The organism is Bacillus sp. FSL K6-0042, assembly GCF_038006685.1.
In the GTDB taxonomy this organism is placed as follows: Bacteria; Bacillota; Bacilli; order Bacillales; family Bacillaceae_G; genus Bacillus_A; species Bacillus_A pseudomycoides.
In genome coordinates, this window is record NZ_JBBOVS010000001.1 from 2,022,723 (window position 1) to 2,044,199 (window position 21,477).

General features: G+C 37.1%; 18 protein-coding genes and 1 pseudogene. 8 read left to right on the top strand and 11 right to left on the bottom strand.

Annotated elements, in window-relative coordinates; translation table 11 throughout:
• Nucleotides 1-9: 9 nt before the first annotated feature.
• The gene (locus tag MHH45_RS10490) at nt 10-369 is read right to left on the bottom strand and encodes a YisL family protein (RefSeq protein WP_033671045.1); all 360 of its coding nucleotides are present in this window, start codon (nt 367-369) and stop codon (nt 10-12) included.
• Between the two features lie 161 nt (nt 370-530).
• Between MHH45_RS10490 and rocD the strand changes: the two genes are divergently transcribed.
• Nucleotides 531-1,721 carry an ornithine aminotransferase gene (gene rocD / locus MHH45_RS10495; protein WP_016113747.1) on the top strand — a complete coding sequence of 397 codons (1,191 nt, stop codon included), beginning with the start codon at nt 531-533 and terminating at the stop codon, nt 1,719-1,721.
• A gap of 34 nt (nt 1,722-1,755) precedes the next feature.
• On the opposite strand, the gene MHH45_RS10500 is transcribed toward rocD, so the two are convergent.
• Both MHH45_RS10500 and MHH45_RS10505 read right to left on the bottom strand, forming a co-directional pair.
• Nucleotides 1,756-2,262: an HXXEE domain-containing protein gene (locus tag MHH45_RS10500; protein WP_016113746.1), complete on the bottom strand. Its 507-nt coding sequence runs from the start codon at nt 2,260-2,262 to the stop codon at nt 1,756-1,758.
• Complete coding sequence (locus MHH45_RS10505; RefSeq protein ID WP_140386060.1) at nt 2,231-3,130, bottom strand: fumarylacetoacetate hydrolase family protein; 900 nt, start codon at nt 3,128-3,130, stop codon at nt 2,231-2,233. Before MHH45_RS10505 ends, MHH45_RS10500 begins: the two co-directional genes overlap by 32 nt.
• A gap of 241 nt (nt 3,131-3,371) precedes the next feature.
• Here MHH45_RS10505 and MHH45_RS10510 point away from each other — a divergent pair, with 241 nt between their 5' ends.
• From MHH45_RS10510 to gerPF, 7 genes are all read left to right on the top strand, one after another.
• Nucleotides 3,372-3,551, top strand: coding sequence for an aspartyl-phosphate phosphatase Spo0E family protein (locus MHH45_RS10510; RefSeq protein WP_016113744.1), 180 nt, complete (start codon nt 3,372-3,374; stop codon nt 3,549-3,551).
• Between the two features lie 148 nt (nt 3,552-3,699).
• A complete protein-coding gene (locus tag MHH45_RS10515; RefSeq protein ID WP_016113743.1) occupies nt 3,700-3,921 on the top strand; it encodes a spore germination protein in 222 nt (73 codons plus the stop codon).
• 16 nt (nt 3,922-3,937) lie between these two features.
• Entirely contained in the window at nt 3,938-4,129 is a 192-nt protein-coding gene (locus tag MHH45_RS10520; RefSeq protein ID WP_016113742.1) for a spore germination protein GerPB, read from the top strand.
• An 81-nt stretch (nt 4,130-4,210) separates the two neighbouring features.
• Nucleotides 4,211-4,825, top strand: coding sequence for a spore germination protein GerPC (locus MHH45_RS10525; RefSeq protein WP_016113741.1), 615 nt, complete (start codon nt 4,211-4,213; stop codon nt 4,823-4,825).
• 6 nt (nt 4,826-4,831) lie between these two features.
• Nucleotides 4,832-5,026 (top strand): hypothetical protein, encoded by a 195-nt coding sequence (locus tag MHH45_RS10530; protein WP_016113740.1) that lies wholly within the window; start codon nt 4,832-4,834, stop codon nt 5,024-5,026.
• 12 nt (nt 5,027-5,038) lie between these two features.
• Nucleotides 5,039-5,425, top strand: a complete 387-nt coding sequence (locus tag MHH45_RS10535; RefSeq protein ID WP_016131239.1) for a spore germination protein GerPE — start codon at nt 5,039-5,041, stop codon at nt 5,423-5,425.
• Between the two features lie 45 nt (nt 5,426-5,470).
• Nucleotides 5,471-5,686 carry a spore germination protein GerPF gene (gene gerPF, locus MHH45_RS10540; RefSeq protein WP_003195867.1) on the top strand — a complete coding sequence of 72 codons (216 nt, stop codon included), beginning with the start codon at nt 5,471-5,473 and terminating at the stop codon, nt 5,684-5,686.
• Nucleotides 5,687-5,770: 84 nt separating this feature from the next.
• Here gerPF and MHH45_RS10545 read toward each other — a convergent pair whose 3' ends face one another.
• From MHH45_RS10545 to MHH45_RS10580, 8 genes and pseudogenes are all read right to left on the bottom strand, one after another.
• On the bottom strand, nt 5,771-6,064 hold the full coding sequence (locus MHH45_RS10545) for an RNA polymerase alpha subunit C-terminal domain-containing protein (protein WP_016131238.1): 294 nt from the start codon (nt 6,062-6,064) through the stop codon (nt 5,771-5,773).
• Between the two features lie 77 nt (nt 6,065-6,141).
• On the bottom strand, nt 6,142-9,867 hold the full coding sequence (gene addA, locus MHH45_RS10550) for a helicase-exonuclease AddAB subunit AddA (protein ID WP_088094158.1): 3,726 nt from the start codon (nt 9,865-9,867) through the stop codon (nt 6,142-6,144).
• Nucleotides 9,864-13,379 (bottom strand): helicase-exonuclease AddAB subunit AddB, encoded by a 3,516-nt coding sequence (gene addB, locus MHH45_RS10555; protein ID WP_088094157.1) that lies wholly within the window; start codon nt 13,377-13,379, stop codon nt 9,864-9,866. Before addB ends, addA begins: the two co-directional genes overlap by 4 nt.
• 248 nt (nt 13,380-13,627) lie before the next feature.
• The gene (gene lepB, locus MHH45_RS10560; protein WP_016132584.1) at nt 13,628-14,191 is read right to left on the bottom strand and encodes a signal peptidase I; all 564 of its coding nucleotides are present in this window, start codon (nt 14,189-14,191) and stop codon (nt 13,628-13,630) included.
• A gap of 57 nt (nt 14,192-14,248) precedes the next feature.
• Nucleotides 14,249-14,842, bottom strand: a complete 594-nt coding sequence (locus tag MHH45_RS10565) for a TVP38/TMEM64 family protein (protein ID WP_016113735.1) — start codon at nt 14,840-14,842, stop codon at nt 14,249-14,251.
• 400 nt (nt 14,843-15,242) lie between these two features.
• Nucleotides 15,243-15,542, bottom strand: a complete 300-nt coding sequence (locus MHH45_RS28050; RefSeq protein WP_016132583.1) for an ATP-binding protein — start codon at nt 15,540-15,542, stop codon at nt 15,243-15,245.
• An 88-nt stretch (nt 15,543-15,630) separates the two neighbouring features.
• A pseudogene (locus MHH45_RS10575) lies at nt 15,631-15,888 on the bottom strand (DDE-type integrase/transposase/recombinase); the annotation flags it as partial.
• 338 nt (nt 15,889-16,226) lie between these two features.
• Entirely contained in the window at nt 16,227-20,168 is a 3,942-nt protein-coding gene (locus tag MHH45_RS10580) for a Cna B-type domain-containing protein (RefSeq protein ID WP_340862334.1), read from the bottom strand.
• Between the last annotated feature and the right edge of the window lie 1,309 nt (nt 20,169-21,477).

Below are 21,477 nucleotides of genomic sequence, written 5' to 3' on the forward strand. Positions count from 1 at the left end.
GGTTCTATTTTACGCAAATGGTGAAAATCCCATCGGTAATCGTAATCCAAGATATAGTACAATAACAAGCGCAATAATAAATTGAACCCAAAACGCCCCTGCCGGTTTCTTCTTACTTGTTTTCACAAGAACCATTTCCATTGCAGCAATAACCCAAACGCCAACTAACATTTTTAGGCCATACCACATATGCATGTTCCCTGTTGCTGTTTTCATAATGCTTTGATACAGTAAGAAACCCGTTACAATGATGATGATATACACAAGACGAAGCCCCATATGTACGCCTTTACCTTTTCTTCCTGCCGTATACATAGAATACGCCACAAAGAATAAAATAAGCCCTAGTGCCCACGCTGTAATATGCATGTGTGTTGTCACGATATCCCAACCTCCTCTTTTCCCACTTTTTCACTTTATATGATACCATGTCCACTTCTTTTCAGGAAATGTTTCGCTTTTTTACATTTAAATGATATAATATTTAGAGTATTTATAAACTTCTTGTAATAACAAAAGGGGGCACAATCATGATTCAAACAAAGGATATTATCGAACTAACAGACACATATGGAGCTCACAACTATCATCCGCTACCAATCGTAATTTCGAAAGCAGAAGGAGTTTGGGTAGAAGATCCTGAAGGAAACCGCTACATGGACTTACTTAGTGCATATTCTGCGGTAAACCAAGGACACCGTCATCCGAAAATTATTGACGCTTTAATTGAACAAGCAAACCGTGTTACGTTAACTTCACGTGCCTTCCATAGTGATCAATTAGGTCCTTGGTACGAAAAAGTAGCGAAATTAACAAATAAAAATATGGTACTTCCAATGAATACAGGTGCGGAAGCTGTTGAAACCGCAATCAAAACAGCACGTCGCTGGGCATATGATGTGAAAAAGGTAGAAGAAAATAGAGCTGAAATTATCGTTTGTGAAGATAACTTCCATGGTCGTACAATGGGGGCAGTTTCCATGTCATCCAATGAAGAATACAAACGTGGCTTCGGACCAATGCTTCCTGGCATTATTGTAATTCCTTACGGTGATTTAGAAGCATTAAAAGCTGCAATTACACCAAATACAGCTGCATTTATTTTAGAACCAATTCAAGGAGAAGCAGGAATTAACATTCCACCAGCTGGATTCCTAGAAGAAGCATACGATATATGTAAAAAAGAAAACGTTTTATTTGTAGCTGACGAAATTCAAACTGGTTTAGGCCGTACTGGTAAACTATTTGCATGTGATTGGGACAACGTAATTCCTGACATGTACATACTTGGTAAAGCACTTGGCGGCGGCGTATTCCCAATTTCTTGCGTCGCAGCAAATCACGATATTTTAGGCGTATTCGAACCAGGTTCTCACGGCTCTACATTCGGTGGTAATCCACTTGCATGTGCTGTTTCTATTGCAGCTCTTGACGTATTATTAGATGAGAAATTAACAGAGCGTTCTCTTCAATTAGGTGAAAAATTAGTAGGACAATTAAAAGAAATTGATAATCCTATGATCACAGACATCCGTGGTAAAGGATTATTTATCGGAATCGAATTGAACGAGCCTGCTCGTCCATATTGCGAAAAATTAAAAGAAGCAGGTTTATTATGTAAAGAAACACATGAAAATGTAATTCGTATCGCACCACCTCTTGTTATTTCTGAGGAAGACCTAGAGTGGGCATTCCAAAAAATTAAAGCGGTATTATCTTAATCAAAACAAGCTGCCTCTTACGAGGCAGCTTGTTTTATGAAACAATCATTTTTGAGAAAAGTAATATCCCAACGATAACCGGAAATAGAAGCAACACACCTGCTATACAGGAGACAATCACATGTTTCAATTCCCACCAATCATTTCTTATCCCTTTCCGAAACCAAAACAATGAAAAAGGTATAATGAATATCACTGCCGTTACCAATCCTGGAACATATCTTTCTGTCAAAATTGCCCCAGTGATATGAAACAACCCATTCATAAAAATCATCGCTTGTATAACGAGCAATATATAAAGCGTGACTTTCTTTTTAAATATAGAATGAATACACACAAGCAGAAAGACAATGCTTGTTAACAAACATAATGCAATGAAGAAATATTGTTTTTGCCCCGCGTTTTCTTCCATACGAATCGGTTGGAAATACTTCATTTCAGGGAAAAAGTAATATTCCTCAGCATTATGAAATGCAAATAGAATAGGGATGAGCCAAATATATAACGTACTATTTGACCAAGTTTTGAAGCGTTCCAACATGCTGCACCGTTATTGTCACTTCATCACCAGCGCTTAGAAATTTAGGTGGTATAAACCCTTTCCCAACTCCCGCTGGTGTTCCAGTTGCAATAATATCCCCAGGCTCTAACGTCATCCCTTTACTTACGATAGAAATAATATCTTCTATTGAAAACATCATATTTGCAGTATTTGAAGTTTGCCGAACCTCTCCGTTCACTCTTGTTTCAATATCTAATTGATTCGGGATTTCAATAGCCGTCTTATGAACTAAATACGGCCCCATTGGGCAAAATGTATCAAAACTTTTTCCTAAGAAAAATTGTTTATGTTTTCTTTGAATATCTCGAGCAGTTATGTCATTTACAATTGTATAACCGAAAACATATTCAAGCGCCTTATCTTTTGCAATTTGTTTTCCGCGTTTCCCAATCACAATTGCGAGTTCTCCTTCATAATCTAGTTCACTCGTTGCATGCGGATGACTGTGAATTTTCTCTCCATTCCCGATAACCGTCGTCGGCGCCTTTGTGAAAATCATGATATCTTTCGGAATAGACTCTTCTCCACCCATCTCTATCGCATGATCACGATAGTTTTTTCCGACGCAAAGAATATTCTTTCTTGGTCTTGGAATAGGTGCTAATATTTTAACGTCTTGCAATGGATAATACGCCGTCGTTTCATTTTCCTTTGCCCAATTTACAATTTCTACCACTTTTTCAATAAAAGCATTTCCTTTTTCGATACACTCTAGCATTGTAATAGGGACTGTAATCTTTTCGCCTTTTTGCCGCTGTGCTTCTCTAATATGCAGCACTTTTTCTTGATAATCATCCACAATGCCAACAAATACTTTCTCTTCCTTCTTCACTGTAACAAATCGCATGATTTCCACTCTCCATCCTAAAACTCATACAATGTAATTGTATTCGCATTCCTTTAAAAAAAACCTGCCAATACATTTTAATTTTTACAAGATTCTTCATTTTTTACACTGTCCGATGTTATTTTGGAATAAAATGTAGAATTTTTACTTTTTTTATCGAAGCTATTTCTTTTTTATGGAACTTTTGTATAATATGTACTACATATATACTTAAAATTTATAAAGAGATGGAGCCGATTCTATGTTTGAGCAAGCGATTGAAAAAAAACGTGAGAAAATGATGTATTTTGCTGAACGCTACGGAATAACTTCTCAAAAAACAGTGGATTGTAGCCAAGAACTGGACAGGCTCTTAAATGTTGTTTGGCTTTTGAAAGTAGATTTCACCTCAACTTATACTATAGACGAACACATACAATGAAGTGTGTGTCTTTTATTTGAAAAAAGACACATTTTAATGAACACGCCCATACAATAATAGAAAAGGATTTTTTTACGATCCTTTATTTTTTAATATTGAACACGCATAATAACAGCAATAAAAATTTTATTTATGAAAGGTGTTTGCTATGCCAGCGATGGTTGGACATATTCATATCGTTAACATTGGATCAAGTGGTATTTTTCATGTTGGAGATGTATTTGCAATTAGACCGATTAGTTACTCACGTGCTTTTGCAGGAGCTGGTTCTTTTAATGTTGGTGAAAATATTTCAGTATACAATTATCAAAATACGACAACAGTCAATGATACAGACATAATCGATCAAGCTATAATTGGATCAAACTAAAGGAGGCGAATGATAAGTGAACTTTTATGTACAGCAAAGTATTATCATTAACAAGATAAGAATCGAGAGCATTACAACATCATCTGTTTTTCAAATTGGAAGTGCCGGCAGCATTAAGGCACTATCTAAATTTTCCAATACCGGTGGATTTACAGCGCCGCTTCGCCCCTTGAAATCGAAAGGACAAATTATTTCTATTAAACCATGATGAGTTCTTCTTAAGCTCTTTATGTCATAAACATATAGAGCAAGCATATGTCCCTCCCTATTGAAAAGGAGGTTTCACACAGTGAATCAAGATGTATACATTTACCTACAACAATTTCAACAAGTTCTTCAAAAACAGCAAGAAACAATCCATGCATTAGAAGAGCAAGTACGGACATTAAAAGAAGAGCTTGATGAACTAAAAGGCCGGCCCTCCTCTTCTATAGGAAAAGTAGAATATAAATTCGATCAATTAAAAGTAGAAAACTTAAATGGTACGTTAAATATCGGCTTAAATCCATTCGCAACTAAAGGGCAACAAATTGAAGATTTTGAAGTAGATACAGAAACATTAAAAGTAAATCCAGAAACACAAACAACTCCCGATTTTTATCAAGGCATTATTCAAGAGATGCATCGCTATTTAGATGAAGAAGCATATAGCAGAATTCTTCATTTTGAACAAGAACAGCGGACGCCGCTCGATGATATGTATCGACAAATGATGATTGACGATATAAAAAAACAAATGGAGCATCGCCTTCCTTACTATTTATCACAAGTACAGCCGTATGAGGACATTACATCAAACCCCGAATATATGAAAGACGTAATTATTCAAGCTATGAAACAAGATATTGATAAAGCATTCCTTTCCTTTATTCAGCACATACCGAATAATTTTCGAAAGGAGTAAGTTTACATGAACTTTAACGTGGTTAATTGTGAAATGAAAGTTGGTCAGATTAAAATGAACGGGGTATCTTCATCTGCACTTTTTTTAATCGGTGATGCAAACCTCCTCATTCTCTCTTCTATTCTCGATACGCCTTTTGAATCAATGACTGAAGGTCCATTTGTACCTCTCGTAATTGCCGCGCCTACTACTCCAGGTTAAGGAGGGAGCTTTATGCTTCAGCACATTTCAGTTGTTCATCAATCCAATATTATCTCTATGGGGATTTCTGGTGTTTTTCAAGTTGGCGACGCAAAACAGATGGAATTAAAAAGCCGAGCGCTTATTGTACACCGTGAAATTCCTTACTATTTAAAAGGCGAAGGAAAATTAGAGGCTTATGAAATCTTTACAGATGATGAAATCACAATTCCCACCCGATCAACCGATGTCAAAATGAATATTATAAATGAATGTCCCTTTATTGAAGTAGGTGATGTTACGATTCGGTCCTTATTAAATTCTGCTTGCTTTCAAATTGGCTCCGTTGACTACGCATTTAATAATTCACGTATTCTCCAAATCCGCCAATATATCACAGATGAACCTTTGAACAAATAAATCATATAGTAATGTTAAAGAAAAGTGTTTAGGTAGGTGAATAACATGCCCTCTGTCGTTGGAAACCTCGTTGTTCAAAATAGTAATGGCTCTTTTAACTTAGGTGACTTCTATAATGTCTCTCCTAAGGAAAATACAAAGGCATATAACGGTTCAGGAGCATCAAATGTTGCTTTTGTTGTTAATACATTTAACGGTGTCAGCGCAACAAATACATTCGATTCAGATGTTGCGGATCAAGATCAAATTGGAACGGCTTAAAAAAAGTAGGAGAATTGTCTCCTACTTTTTTCGTTCTTTTGATTTTCTTGTTCGCGCTTCAATAAGTGTAATCATTCTTATTGTTTAACCTTTGAATGATAACCCACTTTCCTTCAAAGCAGTTCTAAGTTTAGGTAAAGATGCTGGCCCCATACCGTGCAGTTGTAAAATCTCTTTCTCACTACATTTTGAGAGCTGCTGCAAAGAAGTTATTTCATTGTGTTCCAATGCTCTTCTTGCTGGTGCCGAGAGAAGTGAAAGAAATCCACTCTCTGGTTTTCGTTCTTTCTCACAGATCGGGCAAGAAGAGCAATTGCTACTTTTATAATATTGGTGTCCATTGTTGCAAGTTCTTAAACTTTTTTTGGAAGTAACCATTTTACATACTCCCTTCCTAAAGTTACATCTTTCCTCTGTTTCACATTTATACTTTGATGTATGTTTCACTCACTTTGTTAATCAACATGTACTATGTGATTTCCATCAAAGAAATATAAGCACTTTTCTTTCACTGGATGATGTAAACTTTTCTCTAACGCTTTCGCATATAATGAAAGCTGTACTTTATAACGTTCTTCTAAAATCGGCTTTGCTTGGTCGAATCCACCTGGGAACTTTCCTTCAATTGTATCTGTTTTAAAATCAATTAATACAACTCCGTCTTCCTCTTCTATCATACAATCAATAACTCCTTGGACAAGTACAGATTCTCTGCTCTGATTTTGCCAATCTTGATACGCTTCTTCCGCTGAAAGCATCATCGTAAACGGCACTTCACGTTCTACACTTTTCGCAGCTAACACACGCTTACCAAGATCCGTATCAAAAAACGCTACAATTCGATCAATCGCAATTTCTTCTGCTTGCTCAAATGTTAGTAATTCTTTATTTACCATTTCCGCAATTTGCTCTTGAACGGTTTCAAGCGTGATCGGTTTTTGTAAATTAACATGTTGCATTACGGCGTGAACAGCTGTTCCCCGTTCAGCATAAGTTAACCCCTTTTTCTCCATAAAACGAGGACGCGTTTTTATAGGAGTACGAAGTTTTTTAATAAAGGCATTATCACTTCCATCTTCCGATTGATAATTCCGCTTTATCTCAGTAACAGACTGCTTCGCCCGATGCGCTGTTGCACCTTCATACGCATATTCCCAAGTTAAACGAGCATACACCTCTTCTTTTCGTTCACTTTCTAGAGGAACAGGTTTTTTCTCACGAAGCGCTTCTAACAATTCTTGCTTTTCTTCTTGTACTGGTTCCGGTGCAAGTAAAGTGCTACCATCAATCACTTCCACTTTCCAGCTCGCATCGTATTCATAAATTTCATTTGGTATATTTCCTTGTCCAAGTTCAAGAAGCATTTCGCTATCACGATGTCTATATAGTGACGGTGCAATCCAATCTAAGTAACAAGATGCTCCTGCACGAACGTAACCCGGTAACAACCAATCTGTATGCTCACGTGGGTCAAGCCACTTTTCAATCTCTTTTTCTTTATCTTTCACCGTACCAATTAAAATCAATTTTTCTTTTGCACGCGTTAGAGCAACATATAATACGCGCATCTCTTCCGCAATTAGTTCCATCTTCATTTTACGTTTAATGGCTAGTTGTGATAACGTTGTATATTTAATTCGTTTACGAGGATCAATAAACTGTGATCCAAAACCGAAATCTTTGTGTAATAAGAATCGTTTCATTAAATCTTGTGTATTAAAACGGCGCCCAAGCCCCGCTACAAATACAACTGGGAACTCTAACCCTTTACTTTTATGAATCGTCATAATTCGAACCACATCTTCTTGTTCACTAAGCGCTCTCGCTGTTCCCATATCATCCCCGCGCTCTAAAATACGTTCAATAAAGCGAAGGAAACGGAATAACCCGCGGAAAGATGTTGCTTCGTACTGCCTTGCGCGATCGTATAGTACGCGTAAGTTAGCTTGACGCTGTTTTCCCGCTGGAAGACCACCAACGAAATCATAATAACCTGTCTCACGATATACTTTCCAAATTAAATCAGAAAGAGACTGCTGGCGCGCAAATTCACGCCATCCTTGCAAGAGATTATAGAACCATTGTAATTTCCCATGTAATTCTGCCTCTTCTTCAAGCGGCGCGCCTTGTAAAAAGGAACGCATCACTTCATAAAACGAGCCTTTTTTCTCATGAGCACGTAACATCGCAAGCTCTTCATCATTTAACCCAACAATCGGGGAACGAAGCACAGCAGCAAGCGGAATATCTTGCATCGGATTATCAATTACCCGAAACACATTCATCATAACGGTCACTTCTGTCGCTTCAAAATAACCTGTCGCGAGCTCAGCGTAAACAGGAATGCCTTGTAATTTTAACTCTTCCATAATTTGCGGAGCCCACGGCATCGAACGAAGTAAAATGACAAAGTCACGGTATTTCACAGGGCGCATGCTATCTGTTTTACGATCATATACTTCATAACCTGAATCAACCATCGCTTTAATTCGCTGCGCCATTAAACGTGCTTCAAGCTGTGCTTTTTCTACTTCTACACCGTCTTCTCCCTCTACCGATTCTTCTTCCTCAGACTGATGAATACATAACAGTTCGGCTGCTACATCTTCTCCTTCTGGGTAGCTCGCACCTAACTTTAGTTCAGCATCAGCATCGTAATCGATTTCCCCGACAGTTTCGCCCATAATTTGTTTAAAAATAAAGTTCGTACCTGCTAGTACTTCATGACGACTGCGGAAGTTTTTGGCTAAATCAATCTTCATCCCGCCGTCTATTCCTTCAGGTGTAAAACGTTTATACTTTCCTAGAAATAAGCCAGGCTCTGCTAATCGGAATCGGTATATCGACTGTTTTACGTCGCCGACCATAAACAGATTACCTTCTTGTTCAGAGTCTTTCGTTACAAACTTAATAATTGACTCCTGCACAAAGTTCGTATCTTGATATTCATCGACAAGTACTTCGGCAAATTTATTCCGATATTGAAGCGCAACTGGTGATGGACGAAGCTCGCCATCGTTCGTACATTCACTTAAAATTTGTAAGCAAAAATGCTCTAAATCTGTGAAATCAACCATTCCTTTATCACGCTTTATCGTTTGAAAACGTTCAGTAAATACTTTTACAATCTGAACAAGCTTTTCTAGTACAGGGTGCATATCCTTGAAATCACGTAAAAAGCTTTCTGGTTTCCGGCTAAACAACTCTTCTTGTAGCTTCTTCACCTCATCTTTCGCTTTATTTCTAAGTGAATCTACTTGTTTGACAATCTCTTCATTATAATCACTCTTTTTAATACGCTTTAACGTCTGCCACGAAACATTTTGCATCGCTTCATATACACTTGCCCAAGACTGATGTGCTGCACTAGATAACGTCCCGAGTAACACAAGGTCCGCTTGTAATGTCTCCATGCGAGGCGCTGGCCCATCCGAAAGCATAGCTAACTCAATTGCTTTCCGAATATGCTTTTCAGCAGTTTCCAGCTGAAACTTCACATCTTCTAATAAATAAGTTGCATACGTTAAGTCTTCAATTGATTTCCCTTCCACATCATATGCTTCGACAAGCTTATCTAGCCACTTCTCTGGATCTGGATGCGCCCTCGATTCCGTATGAAGCGCTAAAATCATACGCTGCAGGTCATCATCACTACGATCGCTCGTATATCGGTCAACTAGTTCAAAGAAAATGTCATTTCCTTCGATTCCATATTCCTCTTCTAATATGTCATCTAATACTTCTTCTTTTAATAATTCATTTTCTGTCTGGTTAGCAATGCGAAAACGGGGATCAACATCGAGCATATAATAATACGTTCGAATCACTTGTAAACAGAACGAGTGAATGGTTGAAATTGATGCTTTATTTAATAAGCTGAGCTGTTTCCGAACATGCCCTGATCCTGGCTCATCAATTAATACTTTTTCTAACGCTTCACCAATTCTGTTTTTCATCTCTTGTGCCGCTGCATTTGTAAACGTTACGACAAGCAAGCGATCCACATCTACTGGATTCTCGGCATTAATAATTTTGCGAATAATTCTTTCTACAAGTACAGCTGTCTTTCCCGATCCCGCTGCCGCCGCTACTAAAATATCACGGCCATCTCGGACAACTGCCTTCCATTGATCATCTGTCCATTGACTACCTTCAGGTTTCTTTGGCCAATTCTCTATCATTCTCCGCCAACCTCCTCTCTCATTTTCTCCATCGCTTCACTATCTTTCATATCTTTCAACGTACGAAACTGATTGTCTTCAAGTGATTCATCAAATTGACAAACAGAACGGAAATTACAGAATGTACAAGCTGCTTTTTTCCCCATTTTATACGGTGCGATATCAATAACACCTTCTGTAATGTCTTTCCCGATGTTTTCAAATGTATGATGTACATATTGCTGTAAAGTTGTAAATTCTTGCTCACTTGCAATACTAGAACGCGCACTAAAGCTACCATCTTTTTTCAGACCTGCAGAAATAATGTCTGAACTTCCCGTTGAAAGCTTGTTATCCATCAATCGAACAACATCCGCATCTCCTAGTACGAGACCTTTCATTTTAAATTTCTTTAAAATTTCCTTTTCAATCTCTTCTTCTGAAGCGTCGCCCTTCATCTCCACAATCGGATTATGGATATGGAAATATAAAACGCCAGCAGGTGATGCCGTTCCATCTTTTTTCATCCACGTATTCGCATTTGAAATAACAACGTCTAAATACGTTAACATTTGAAGTGCTAACCCATAATATACTTCTGTTAAATCTAAAGCTTTTGTGCTCGATTTATAATCAATAATGCGAAGGAAGGTACCATTTTCGTCTTCCGCTTTATCTACACGGTCAATCCGGCCAACAACTTCCATTTTCACACCGTTCGGCAACGAAAACTCCATCGGCGGAAGTGAGCCTGTCCCGCCCATACCAAATGGAACCTCTAAATCAACTGGCACAAATCCACTGGACTTCGCATGTTCACGAAGGATAAGTGACGTACGGAAAATGATTTGCTGTAACTTTTGTTTCAAATAATAATTCCGATTAGAACTTAATAAAATTTGTCTTTGTAATAACGGTGCGATTTCTTCAATTACTACGGCAGAAAGATGCTCACACTCTTTTATCGATAAATCAGCCCAAGTACGATTTTCCCTAAGTAACTTGTCTGCAATTTTCTTTAATGCTGCATGGAATAATTCGCCGATATCCGGTGCATCTAACTTGAAAATATCACGCTCTCTCAGCGATAATCCATGCTGCGCAAAATGAGCATATGCGCATCGATTAAATAATTCCATGCGAGAGACGCTTCCTTTAATTTTATCTCCGTATAGATCTCTACTTACAACCGAGCTAAGCTTCTGCGCACGGTTTCGATAAAATAAACTAGATAGTACACGACTACTTTTTTGCTTCCACTCGGGCGATGTAACATAGAAGTTGTAAACATCCCACCAAAAATCAAGGTTCCCTTCAAAACCATATCGTTTCCAATTTTGTAATTGCTGCGTTACATATGACAAGGTAACCTCTGGCGTTGCTACATACGAAATTTGTACCTGACGAGATAAATCATTCACATCATTCGTTACAAATACTTCTTTAACAGAAGGAAACATTCTTTTCACTTTCTTAATAAAGCTAGATGAAAGTAGCGTCTTTCCTTCTTCATCCGCAAGGGGACAAGAAATATACAACTTCTCAGATGCACGAGTTACTGTTTGATAAATAACAAATTGCTCTTCTAATAACGTCTGCCTTGTTGTTGGTGCTAATTCTACACCAGCCGTAACGAGAAATTCCCTTTCTTCATCCGATAACATCCCTTCATCTGAAGGAGCTGCCGGAATGATTCCTTCATTCGCACCAATCACAAAAGCCGCGCGAATATCCGATAACCTTGAACGATCAATGTTCGCAATGAGCACTTGATCTAAAGAAGGCGGGATATTTGCAAATTGAAGTGCCTCAAGTCCCGTTGTCATTACATCGATAAACATTGAACGAGACATCTTTTCCTCACCAAGCATTTCTACAAATGTATCAAGAAGATTCATTACTTCTTCCCAAACTTGATCATGGTCACTTGCAAATAGAAAATCCCCTTCTGCCTCAGCACGCATACGCAAATCTTCCAGTTTTTTAGGAACATCTAATTCTTCTAAAAACAAATAAACCGCTTCACACATTTGTACAACTGAACTTGCACGTTTTAAACGCTTCTGCAAACGAATAATTGGTGTCCTTACCACATCACGAAGGCGGTTTATTTTCTCTTCCATTTCACGTTCGCTATCTGTTTGCATTCCGTTTACTCCATCTAGCGAACGATAACGACGATACGTCCACGGCTCATCTGCCGTCCATCTCTTTCCTTGTACGCCATATGCTAAACAGTAATTTTCAAACTCATCCATTTCTTCGCGCATTGATTCTTTTCTCATATCCAACGGATATAATAATTCCGTTTTTATACAGCGAAAAATAGCATCATAACGCCAATTCCCACTAATGACTTCTAGTGCAGAACGAATGCATTCAATCAATGGATGATGTGACATTGGACGCTTTTCATCGATAAAGTGCGGAATATCGTAATCAGTAAACAATGTTTTCATTACATCATAATAGCTTTCTCCATTACGAAGAAGAACCGTAATATCTCTGTAGCGATACTTCTCTTCCGCAACAAGTCTGCGAATTTCCCTAGCTACACCTTCAACTTCCGCTCGCAAGTTTGCCGCTGTATATAATGTAATGTCTGGTTCACTTTGGAACTTCTTAGACGGACGAGATTCAAACTCAGCTTCTAGATGTGCCAATGCTGGCGAAAGAAAACGTGGCTGTTCTCTCATTGAAATTGTACTTTCAACTGCGATTTTCTCCTCACGTGCCAGTTGTTTTACCTTTTCATACGTAAGTACTGTTTGATAAAACAAATCTAGTTCACTTGTTGGCTGCGATAATGTTTTTTCATCTACTGTTAACGTAATTGTTATTCTTGCTCCGCAAATCATGAGCTGTCTAATAATCTCTAATTCCCCAGGTGAAAATGAATGAAATCCGTCTATATAAATTTCTGCGCCTTTTACATAATCAGAATCCGGAAGCTTTTCTACAAGCAACTGTAAATAATCTTCTGAATCTAAATATTTACCAATTAAAGCCCGTTCAAAATCATCATATAAAAGCTGAAGGTCGTACATTTTATTTGCTAATAATTTTTGCTCATCACCGCTACTATGAGCATCTAACTGTTGCCACATCTCATATACATTCGATGGCGTTACATTATAACGTTTAAACTCGGCAATCATGCTGCCTAAATGTTCAAAAAAGCCATTTTGTTCTGCTGCTTTTTGAAACACATACAATCCTTCTTTACGCGCTTCTACAATTTTACGTAGTAACATATGCACGCCAGCCTCATCAATATGAAGGCGGCTTGCACCACCAACTTCTTGCAAGACCTTCCACGCTAACCTTGAAAAACTAAAAACTTGCGCCCTGATGGAGGCGCTAACTCCTTCATTACCTATTAAAGCTTGCTGCGTTTGGAACGTCATTTGTTCCGGTACAAGATATAAAATTGTTTCGCCTCTTGGACGCTGCCCTAATTCTTCTTGCACTTCATGTAAACAAAATGTACTTTTTCCACTTCCAGCTCGTCCAATCACAAATCGAAGCGACATGTAATCCCCACCTTTCACTTACATAACGAACGTTAGTTTGCTGTCATCATTGTATTATAGGACAGGAAAAAAGACAAACAGAGGCTGCTTGTCTTTTCCTTCCCTATAAGCTGTAAAGTGAAACTTTAATCAGCCCTCACCAATCATGTTTTTACGGGCAGTTTATCCCCCACCTAGCTTCTTTGATTTCCTTAGAATCTTGAGGGTGGGGAACCTACTGCCCGCAAATAGCGGGATAAATCATTTCATTATCCTTTTGAAAAATTCGTTTGCACTTCATGAATCGGCCAATAGCGTAAATCCACTTTCCCGACAACAGTATCTGCTTTTACAAATCCAAAATGCCTGCTATCCCAACTGCCGAGACGATTATCACCAATCACAAAAATATACCCCTTCGGAACAGCCTTTTCTCTCGTTAATTCTTCTAACGTAAAATCACCTGTCAACTGCCGGCCTTCCGCTTGCCTCTTATATGTTTCCAAATAAGGCTCATCAATAAATTGACCGTTTATATACAATTTGTCATGCTTATATTCAATCCGATCACCTGGTAAACCGATAATTCGCTTTACATAGTCTTCCTTTTTATTCGCATGAAACACGACAACATCAAATCGGTTCAACTCCCCAACTTGATAGCTAACCTTATTCACAACAAGCATATTTCCATCTTGAAGTGTCGGCATCATTGACTTCCCCTCTACAACATACGTTGAGAAGAAAAACGTTCGAAAGAAAACAGCTAATAGCACACCTATAAAGATTGTTCTCATCCACTCTAGGCCTTCTTTTTTCAAAGCTCGCTTCATCTGTCTCTCCCCTCACCCTTTTCTATACTGGAGCCCTAATTATAGCGAAGACTAGTCTTAATGTAGTTCTAGCTTTACCTCAATCTTCTTACCGACATACCATAAAATAAAAATGACACCTATGACAATAATTGTTTTCACAGGCTTATGGATAAAAGAAGTTAAATCATGCCCAATATAACTTAAAATAAGAATCATGACTAACTTTCCAAGCGCTAACGCTAACACAAACTGCCTTATACTAATACGTGATAAACCAGCCACAACATTAATAAGTGCAGACGGCGTAAAAGGAAAACAAAATAATATAAAAATAGGTGCGAATCCTTTTCGCTCAATCCATCCCATCGCTTTACGCACTTTCGGATGTTTATTCACAAACGAGAAGAATCGACTTCGTCCAAAACGACGAATAACTGAAAATACAATTAATGCACCGAGAACCGATCCAAGCCATGAATACAAAAAACCAAACCAAAACCCGAAGGCAACTGCATTTGCCATCACAAACAAAATAAGTGGCAGTGCCGGGATAAGCGCCTCTACCATCGGCAAGCCAATACCAAGGAGTGGTCCAAGTGCCCGATAACTCTCTACAATCTGGTCCATATTTTCTGCTGAAAAATACTCTTTGATTGTTTGAAAATCCATTCTACAATTTACCCCTTTGCTATATTCCTATCCCTACTTTATCATCGCTTATTGGAAAGAGGAAATGGTAGATACGACATATGGAGATATATCTATTAAAGTTCCATAGTTTTATGTAAAAATCCTTCATTATTATTGCGTGATAATCTATCATTATTTGACAGGATGTTACATATTGATAAATAAAGTGCAACTTTAATCAGTGGAGTTTTCTTCACCCTCCACTGATTATTAGCCCTCACCAATCGGGTATTTACGGGCAGTTATCTCCCACCTATCTTCTTCGCTTCTCTCGAAATCTTGAGGTGGGAGTCTTAATGCTCGCAAATAGCGGGATAAATTTATATCCCCCAAAAACGTCCTTTATCTTCCTTCATATTGTAAATTATCAATCCAGTTTTCAACTAAAATCAACAACCGTATTATTATAAATGGGCAAAAATACTATAACAGTGGTTCCTTTCCCTACTTGGCTTCTTATGTTTATTTTTCCACCATGACTTTCACTAATTTGATAACTAATCATAAGCCCAACACCCGTTCCCTTTTCTTTTGTACTATAGAAAGGTTCGCCTTTGGAAAATATAACATTTTGATTATTATCGAGGAGACAGTATGGAACTTTAGTTAAATTATAAAATTGTTCTGTTATGTTCTTGAACTCGTTTATATTTATAAGGTCTTTAAGTGTATATCTCATTATTTAACCTATCTCCTTTTTATTTAATATATTATTATAATTCTCTAAAAATTAATTATTCCGAAAATAAGATGAACACTTTAAACAGTTTCCTAATACAACGATAATTTTGTTCTACATTGTGATTTAGATATTTCACCTGTCTTTTCGTAATGCCTGCTGGTATCTTTTTCTCTTTCTTCGACTCTGCACATAGATAGGCCAGATACTTGTCTAGAGTGATAACATACGAATTTGAAATATGAAAAGACCGCAAAGCTTTCTTGAAAAAGCGCTTTGCGGCCTTATGATCTCTTGTTTTTCCTAAGTAAAAATCAGTTATATTTCCTTCCGAATCAACGGCACGCTATAAAGTGAAACTTCCACCGGTTGAGGGCTTCATCTCCCACTGATGGAAAGCCCTCAACAATCGGGATAAATACATCCATTACCCTGTTACTTTCATATGGATTATTTAATTCTGATTCATACTGATGAACCCAGTTTATAATCGTTGTATACGCATTAGATAATCTATGTTCTCCTATTATCTTCACTAAGTCACTTACTATTAACAAGATAATACCTTGATAGTTTCTATTTGAAATCATTTGACTTTGATATACATAATCTCCAGCCTTTCTAAGTTACTAAGATCAGCATGTCCAAGTCTGATAGATTTCTTGCACCAGAACCAGTTTTTTATTATCTCATTCGTTGACGAGCGAATAGGAATCCACCTAAAACGAACAATACCATACCTCCAATAATTGAAATCATTTCCGTTGGTGTTCCACCTGTTTTAGGAAGTAATGCTGTCGTCTTATCATTTTCTTTAGTAGGTGGAACTTTTGAATCGCTATTTATGTTTGTGTTTGTATGTGTATTTGGATCTTTGTTTGGATCTTTGTTTGGATCTTTGTCTGGATCTTTGTCTGGATCTTTGTTTGGATCTTTGTTTGGATCTTTGTTTGGATCTTTGTCTGGATCTACACCTGGTTCGTCCTTGATTTTTGTATTCGTGATGTCATAACCTTTGACTTCTGTTTGATATCCATCTACCGCTTGTTCTTTTACTTCATACTTGTAGGCTTTTCCGTCTGCATCATAAGCTGCTAAATCTGCAAATGTATATTTCCACCCTGTTGCTTCACTTACTTCTTTCGTATCAACCTTTTGACCGTTTTGAAGTAAGTCTACTTGAATTGTTTTCGGACGATCTGTTGCATTGTCGTCTTTCCACGTCTTCGTTCCTTCTACTTTTGTCTTTCCTACTTTTGTATTCGTGATGTCATAACCTTTGACTTCTGTTTGATATCCATCTACTGGTTGTTCTTTTACTTCATATTTGTAGGCAGCGCCATTCGCATCGTAGGCTGCTAAATCTTTAAATTCATACTTCCAGCCACTTGCTTCACTTACTTCTTGTGTCGCAATGACTTGGCCATTTTGTAGTAAGTCTACTTGAATCGTTTTCGGACGATCTTTCGCATTATCGTCTTTCCACGTCTTCGTTCCTCCTACTTTTGTTTGACCTACCTTTGTATTCGTGATGTCATAACCATTCACTTCTGTTTGATATCCATCTACTGGTTGTTCTTTCACTTCATACTTGTAGGCTTTTCCGTCTGCATCGTATGCTGCTAAATCTTTAAATTCATACTTCCAGCCACTTGCTTCACTTACTTCTTGTGTCGCAATGACTTGGCCATTTTGTAGTAAGTCTACTTTGATTGTTTTCGGACGTTCTTTCGCGTTATCGTCTTTCCATGTCTTCGTTCCTTCTACTTTTGTTTGGCCAACCTTTGTATTCGTGATGTCATAACCTTTGACTTCTGTTTGATATCCATCTACTGGTTGTTCTTTCACTTCATACTTGTAGGCTTTTCCGTCTGCATCGTATGCTGCTAAATCTTTAAATGTATATTTCCACCCTGTTGCTTCACTTACTTCTTGTGTCGCAATGACTTGGCCATTTTGTAGTAAGTCTACTTGAATCGTTTTCGGACGATCTTTCGCATTATCGTCTTTCCACGTCTTCGTTCCTCCTACTTTTGTTTGACCTACCTTTGTATTCGTGATGTCATAACCTTTGACTTCTGTTTGATATCCATCTACTGGTTGTTCTTTCACTTCATATTTGTAGGCAGCGCCATTCGCATCGTAGGCTGCTAAATCTTTAAATTCATACTTCCAGCCACTTGCTTCTGTTACTTCCTGCGTCGCAATGACTTGGCCATTTTGTAGTAAGTCTACTTTGATTGTTTTCGGACGATCTGTTGCATTGTCGTCTTTCCACGTCTTCGTTCCTTCTACTTTTGTCTTTCCTACTTTTGTATTCGTGATGTCATAACCTTTGACTTCTGTTTGATATCCATCTACTGGTTGTTCTTTTACTTCATACTTGTAGGCTTTGCCGTCTGCATCATAAGCTGGTAAATCTGCAAATGTATATTTCCACCCTGTTGCTTCACTTACTTCTTTCGTATCAACCTTTTGACCGTTTTGAAGTAAGTCTACTTGAATCGTTTTCGGACGATCTTTCGCATTATCGTCTTTCCACGTCTTCGTTCCTTCTACTTTTGTTTGGCCAACCTTTGTATTCGTGATGTCATAACCTTTGACTTCTGTTTGATATCCATCTACTGGTTGTTCTTTCACTTCATATTTGTAGGCAGCGCCATTCGCATCGTAGGCTGCTAAATCTTTAAATGTATATTTCCACCCTGTTGCTTCTGTTACTTCTTGTGTCGCAATGACTTGGCCATTTTGAAGTAAGTCTACTTGTATCGTTTTCGGACGATCTTTCGCATTATCGTCTTTCCACGTCTTCGTTCCTTCTACTTTTGTTTGGCCAACCTTTGTATTCGTGATGTCATAACCTTTGACTTCTGTTTGATATCCATCTACTGGTTGTTCTTTCACTTCATATTTGTAGGCAGCGCCATTCGCATCGTAGGCTGCTAAATCTTTAAATTCATACTTCCAGCCACTTGCTTCACTTACTTCTTTCGTATCAACCTTTTGACCGTTTTGAAGTAAGTCTACTTGTATCGTTTTCGGACGATCTTTCGCATTATCGTCTTTCCACGTTTTTGTTCCTTCTACTTTTGTTATTTGTACCACTTTTGTATTTATAATGTCATAACCTTTGACTTCTGTTTGATATCCATCTACTGGTTGTTCTTTTACTTCATACTTATATCCTTTGCCATCTGCATTGTATGCCACTAAATCTTTGAATTCATACTTCCAGCCTGTTGCTTCGCTTACTTCTTGCGTTGCGATGACCTGACCATCTTGTAGTAAGTCTACTTTGATTGTTTTCGGACGTTCTTTCGCATTATCGCCTTTCCATATTTTTGTTCCTGTAATGAATGTAGTTTTCACTTTATTCGAAATCGGCAACTTAACTCCATTTACAGCACCTGATTTAACTTCAAAACTTACTTTTTCCTGAGGATTGAAATCAATATACTCTGGAGCTGAAACCTCTTGCACATAATATTTACCTGATTGTAAATTAGGAATTTCAATTATTCCTTTTTCATCCGTTACATATACATCTCCAACTTGTTCACCTGACTCTTTATACAACTTAAACGAGACATTCGGTATTACTTTGTCTTCATCCGTTCCAAGGTGCTTAACAATTCTTAATGTTCCTTTAGGAGGTAAATCACCTTGAGCACCACCACCAGATGTTATATTTGCGACTGTGGCACTACCCGACTCAGAAACCGGTTGTTTGTATAGAATTTGATAATCAATCTTATAATCATTCTTAAAAGATTCTTGGCTCTTTCCGCTTTCCGTTATAGTACTTGTATAAAAAACGGTAAAAGACCTAGCACTTCCCATATTCCAATTAATCACGACTTTAAATGAATGACCGTCGTCATTAAACTGAACATATCCATAACGTTGATCTTCAAATTGTTTAATTGATAAAGACTCTCTATCATTAACTGTTATTCGAAAACTATCTTTATTAAGTGTTTGACCTTCCTGCAAACTGTCAGACACAACAATATCTCTACTTAAATATTCTTTGTTTAAGTTTATACTCAAGAACCAACGCACTTCATCCGGGTTATCTGGTTGAATATCACCAGTTTTATAGAAAAACGGTTTAGAGCCTGTACCACCACCACTGGTTGGACCGGTAATCGTTACAGTTTGCTTATCTAAAGTTGTGCCTAAATTTGTTTCAACATCTTTCGTTTGATCCGTTCCTACATTAGTAGCTTGAACTGTAAAATTAAAATGCCCTTTAATATTGTGGAGTTTCTCAACCATATCATTAAATGTACATACCACATTACCTGCATTTACTTGACAAGTACCAAAATTCTTACCTTGCTCATCATTTAATGGAATCGCTCCCTTGAATCCTTTTAATTCTGGGGGCAGCGTTAATGTTAGTGTGTCTCCAGACTTCATCCTATTTCCAGATTTATCACTAAAAGTTACATTTATTTTAGCCTGTTCGCCGTAACTTAGTTTTGTTTTATCAATCGTAAAACTATCCACAAATCCTGTTGTATTTAACTCTTGTGCATTTGCTATTATAGGCATCAAACTTTGACCTATTGTAAACATAAAAAGCATTAGAATTGAAAAAATCGAAGTTACTCTTTTTACCATATCATTCTCCTATCAATTATATTTAGATGGCTTCTAATATGAATATGCTATGACAATGACTCAATAGGCTGATGGTATTTTTCTCTTTCGACTGTTATAAGCTTAAAAGCTTGAAAATAGATCTCTATAAATGATTCTTCTACTCTCCATACATCTTCATTTTTTCTAATGTAACACTAAATCTATTAATTTTAATATTTACATTCCTAATATATCGTGATAGTATTACAACTAGGAAAATTATATTCTCTCACCATTCCTATCAAATCTCAAAATCTTAAATTGTATCATATATGCCATCTTATTGTGAGCATAAATTTCTGATTAATAATGTTTTCATTTAAGTGCTATTGGTTTATTTATACTACTTTCCGTTAGTATTAGATTCATAACATCATTATGTCCAAATTTGATAGCACCTTTTTAATGATTCACAATTTTATTTACCAGAACCCTTCACCTCCCTCTTAAAGGCATTTTTCATGCTCTCACTCGTAATATTAGGGCTATTTCAACAATAAAAATAGTTTTTGTAACTTTTGTAACCAATTTTGTAATTAAAGAAACCTAACAGTTGTTCCAACATGGATAAATACCAATTTTGAGATAGACCTCCTATTTTATAGTCCCTCCTATCTGTACCGAAATATCAATTTTTAATGCTGAATATATATAAAAGAAAGAGTAGTAAACATACACGTCAATCAAATGAAAAATAATAAAGCTGAATTTTCAGTCTTTTTATTTTAAAGGAGGATATTTGCAACTACTCTCTCTTTGTGATTATGAGTTTAACACTAAACATAAGGTATAACAAGACAAATATATACAATTTTCTGATAAATTCGACACTTATTTGGAAGTTAATATAACACCACTTATCGTTAATTAATATGTAATACAAAGAGGCTATTTCAACAAAAAACATTTAAACATTAAAATATATCGAAATTAACAAAGAAGGAAAAGATAATATACTTGATATATTTCATATTCAACTAAAATCTGAATTTTATCTCCCACTTCAAACAGTCCGTTAAGTGGTGAGTAGTTTAAAAAATAACTCTTACAGTAATTATCTCATTAAGCATAAAACATTAAAAAAAAAGAACCCTCACTTACTGAAACTCTTGAAGTGGCTCATAAGCGGATTGAGACAACTGGTGTTTCCCTTTCTTCTGATGGTTTGAATCAACATTTTACTTCTCATACCTATATCTAACAAAAATAAACCAGATGCTGAAAAACATCTGGTTTATTTTTGTTAACTTCATGACCATGGATGGTTGTCCCATCCTTTCCACCTATC

Bases quoted from the DNA above. Each gene is read 5' to 3' on its own strand.
- MHH45_RS10490 (WP_033671045.1), bottom strand. From the start codon at position 369: ATGCATATTACAGCGTGGGCACTAGGGCTTATTTTATTCTTTGTGGCG.
- rocD (WP_016113747.1), top strand. From the start codon at position 531: ATGATTCAAACAAAGGATATTATCGAACTAACAGACACATATGGAGCT.
- MHH45_RS10500 (WP_016113746.1), bottom strand. From the start codon at position 2,262: ATGTTGGAACGCTTCAAAACTTGGTCAAATAGTACGTTATATATTTGG.
- MHH45_RS10505 (WP_140386060.1), bottom strand. From the start codon at position 3,130: ATGCGATTTGTTACAGTGAAGAAGGAAGAGAAAGTATTTGTTGGCATT.
- MHH45_RS10510 (WP_016113744.1), top strand. From the start codon at position 3,372: ATGTTTGAGCAAGCGATTGAAAAAAAACGTGAGAAAATGATGTATTTT.
- MHH45_RS10515 (WP_016113743.1), top strand. From the start codon at position 3,700: ATGCCAGCGATGGTTGGACATATTCATATCGTTAACATTGGATCAAGT.
- MHH45_RS10530 (WP_016113740.1), top strand. From the start codon at position 4,832: ATGAACTTTAACGTGGTTAATTGTGAAATGAAAGTTGGTCAGATTAAA.
- MHH45_RS10535 (WP_016131239.1), top strand. From the start codon at position 5,039: ATGCTTCAGCACATTTCAGTTGTTCATCAATCCAATATTATCTCTATG.
- gerPF (WP_003195867.1), top strand. From the start codon at position 5,471: ATGCCCTCTGTCGTTGGAAACCTCGTTGTTCAAAATAGTAATGGCTCT.
- MHH45_RS10545 (WP_016131238.1), bottom strand. From the start codon at position 6,064: ATGGTTACTTCCAAAAAAAGTTTAAGAACTTGCAACAATGGACACCAA.
- addA (WP_088094158.1), bottom strand. From the start codon at position 9,867: ATGATAGAGAATTGGCCAAAGAAACCTGAAGGTAGTCAATGGACAGAT.
- addB (WP_088094157.1), bottom strand. From the start codon at position 13,379: ATGTCGCTTCGATTTGTGATTGGACGAGCTGGAAGTGGAAAAAGTACA.
- lepB (WP_016132584.1), bottom strand. From the start codon at position 14,191: ATGAAGCGAGCTTTGAAAAAAGAAGGCCTAGAGTGGATGAGAACAATC.
- MHH45_RS10565 (WP_016113735.1), bottom strand. From the start codon at position 14,842: ATGGATTTTCAAACAATCAAAGAGTATTTTTCAGCAGAAAATATGGAC.
- MHH45_RS28050 (WP_016132583.1), bottom strand. From the start codon at position 15,542: ATGAGATATACACTTAAAGACCTTATAAATATAAACGAGTTCAAGAAC.
- MHH45_RS10580 (WP_340862334.1), bottom strand. From the start codon at position 20,168: ATGGTAAAAAGAGTAACTTCGATTTTTTCAATTCTAATGCTTTTTATG.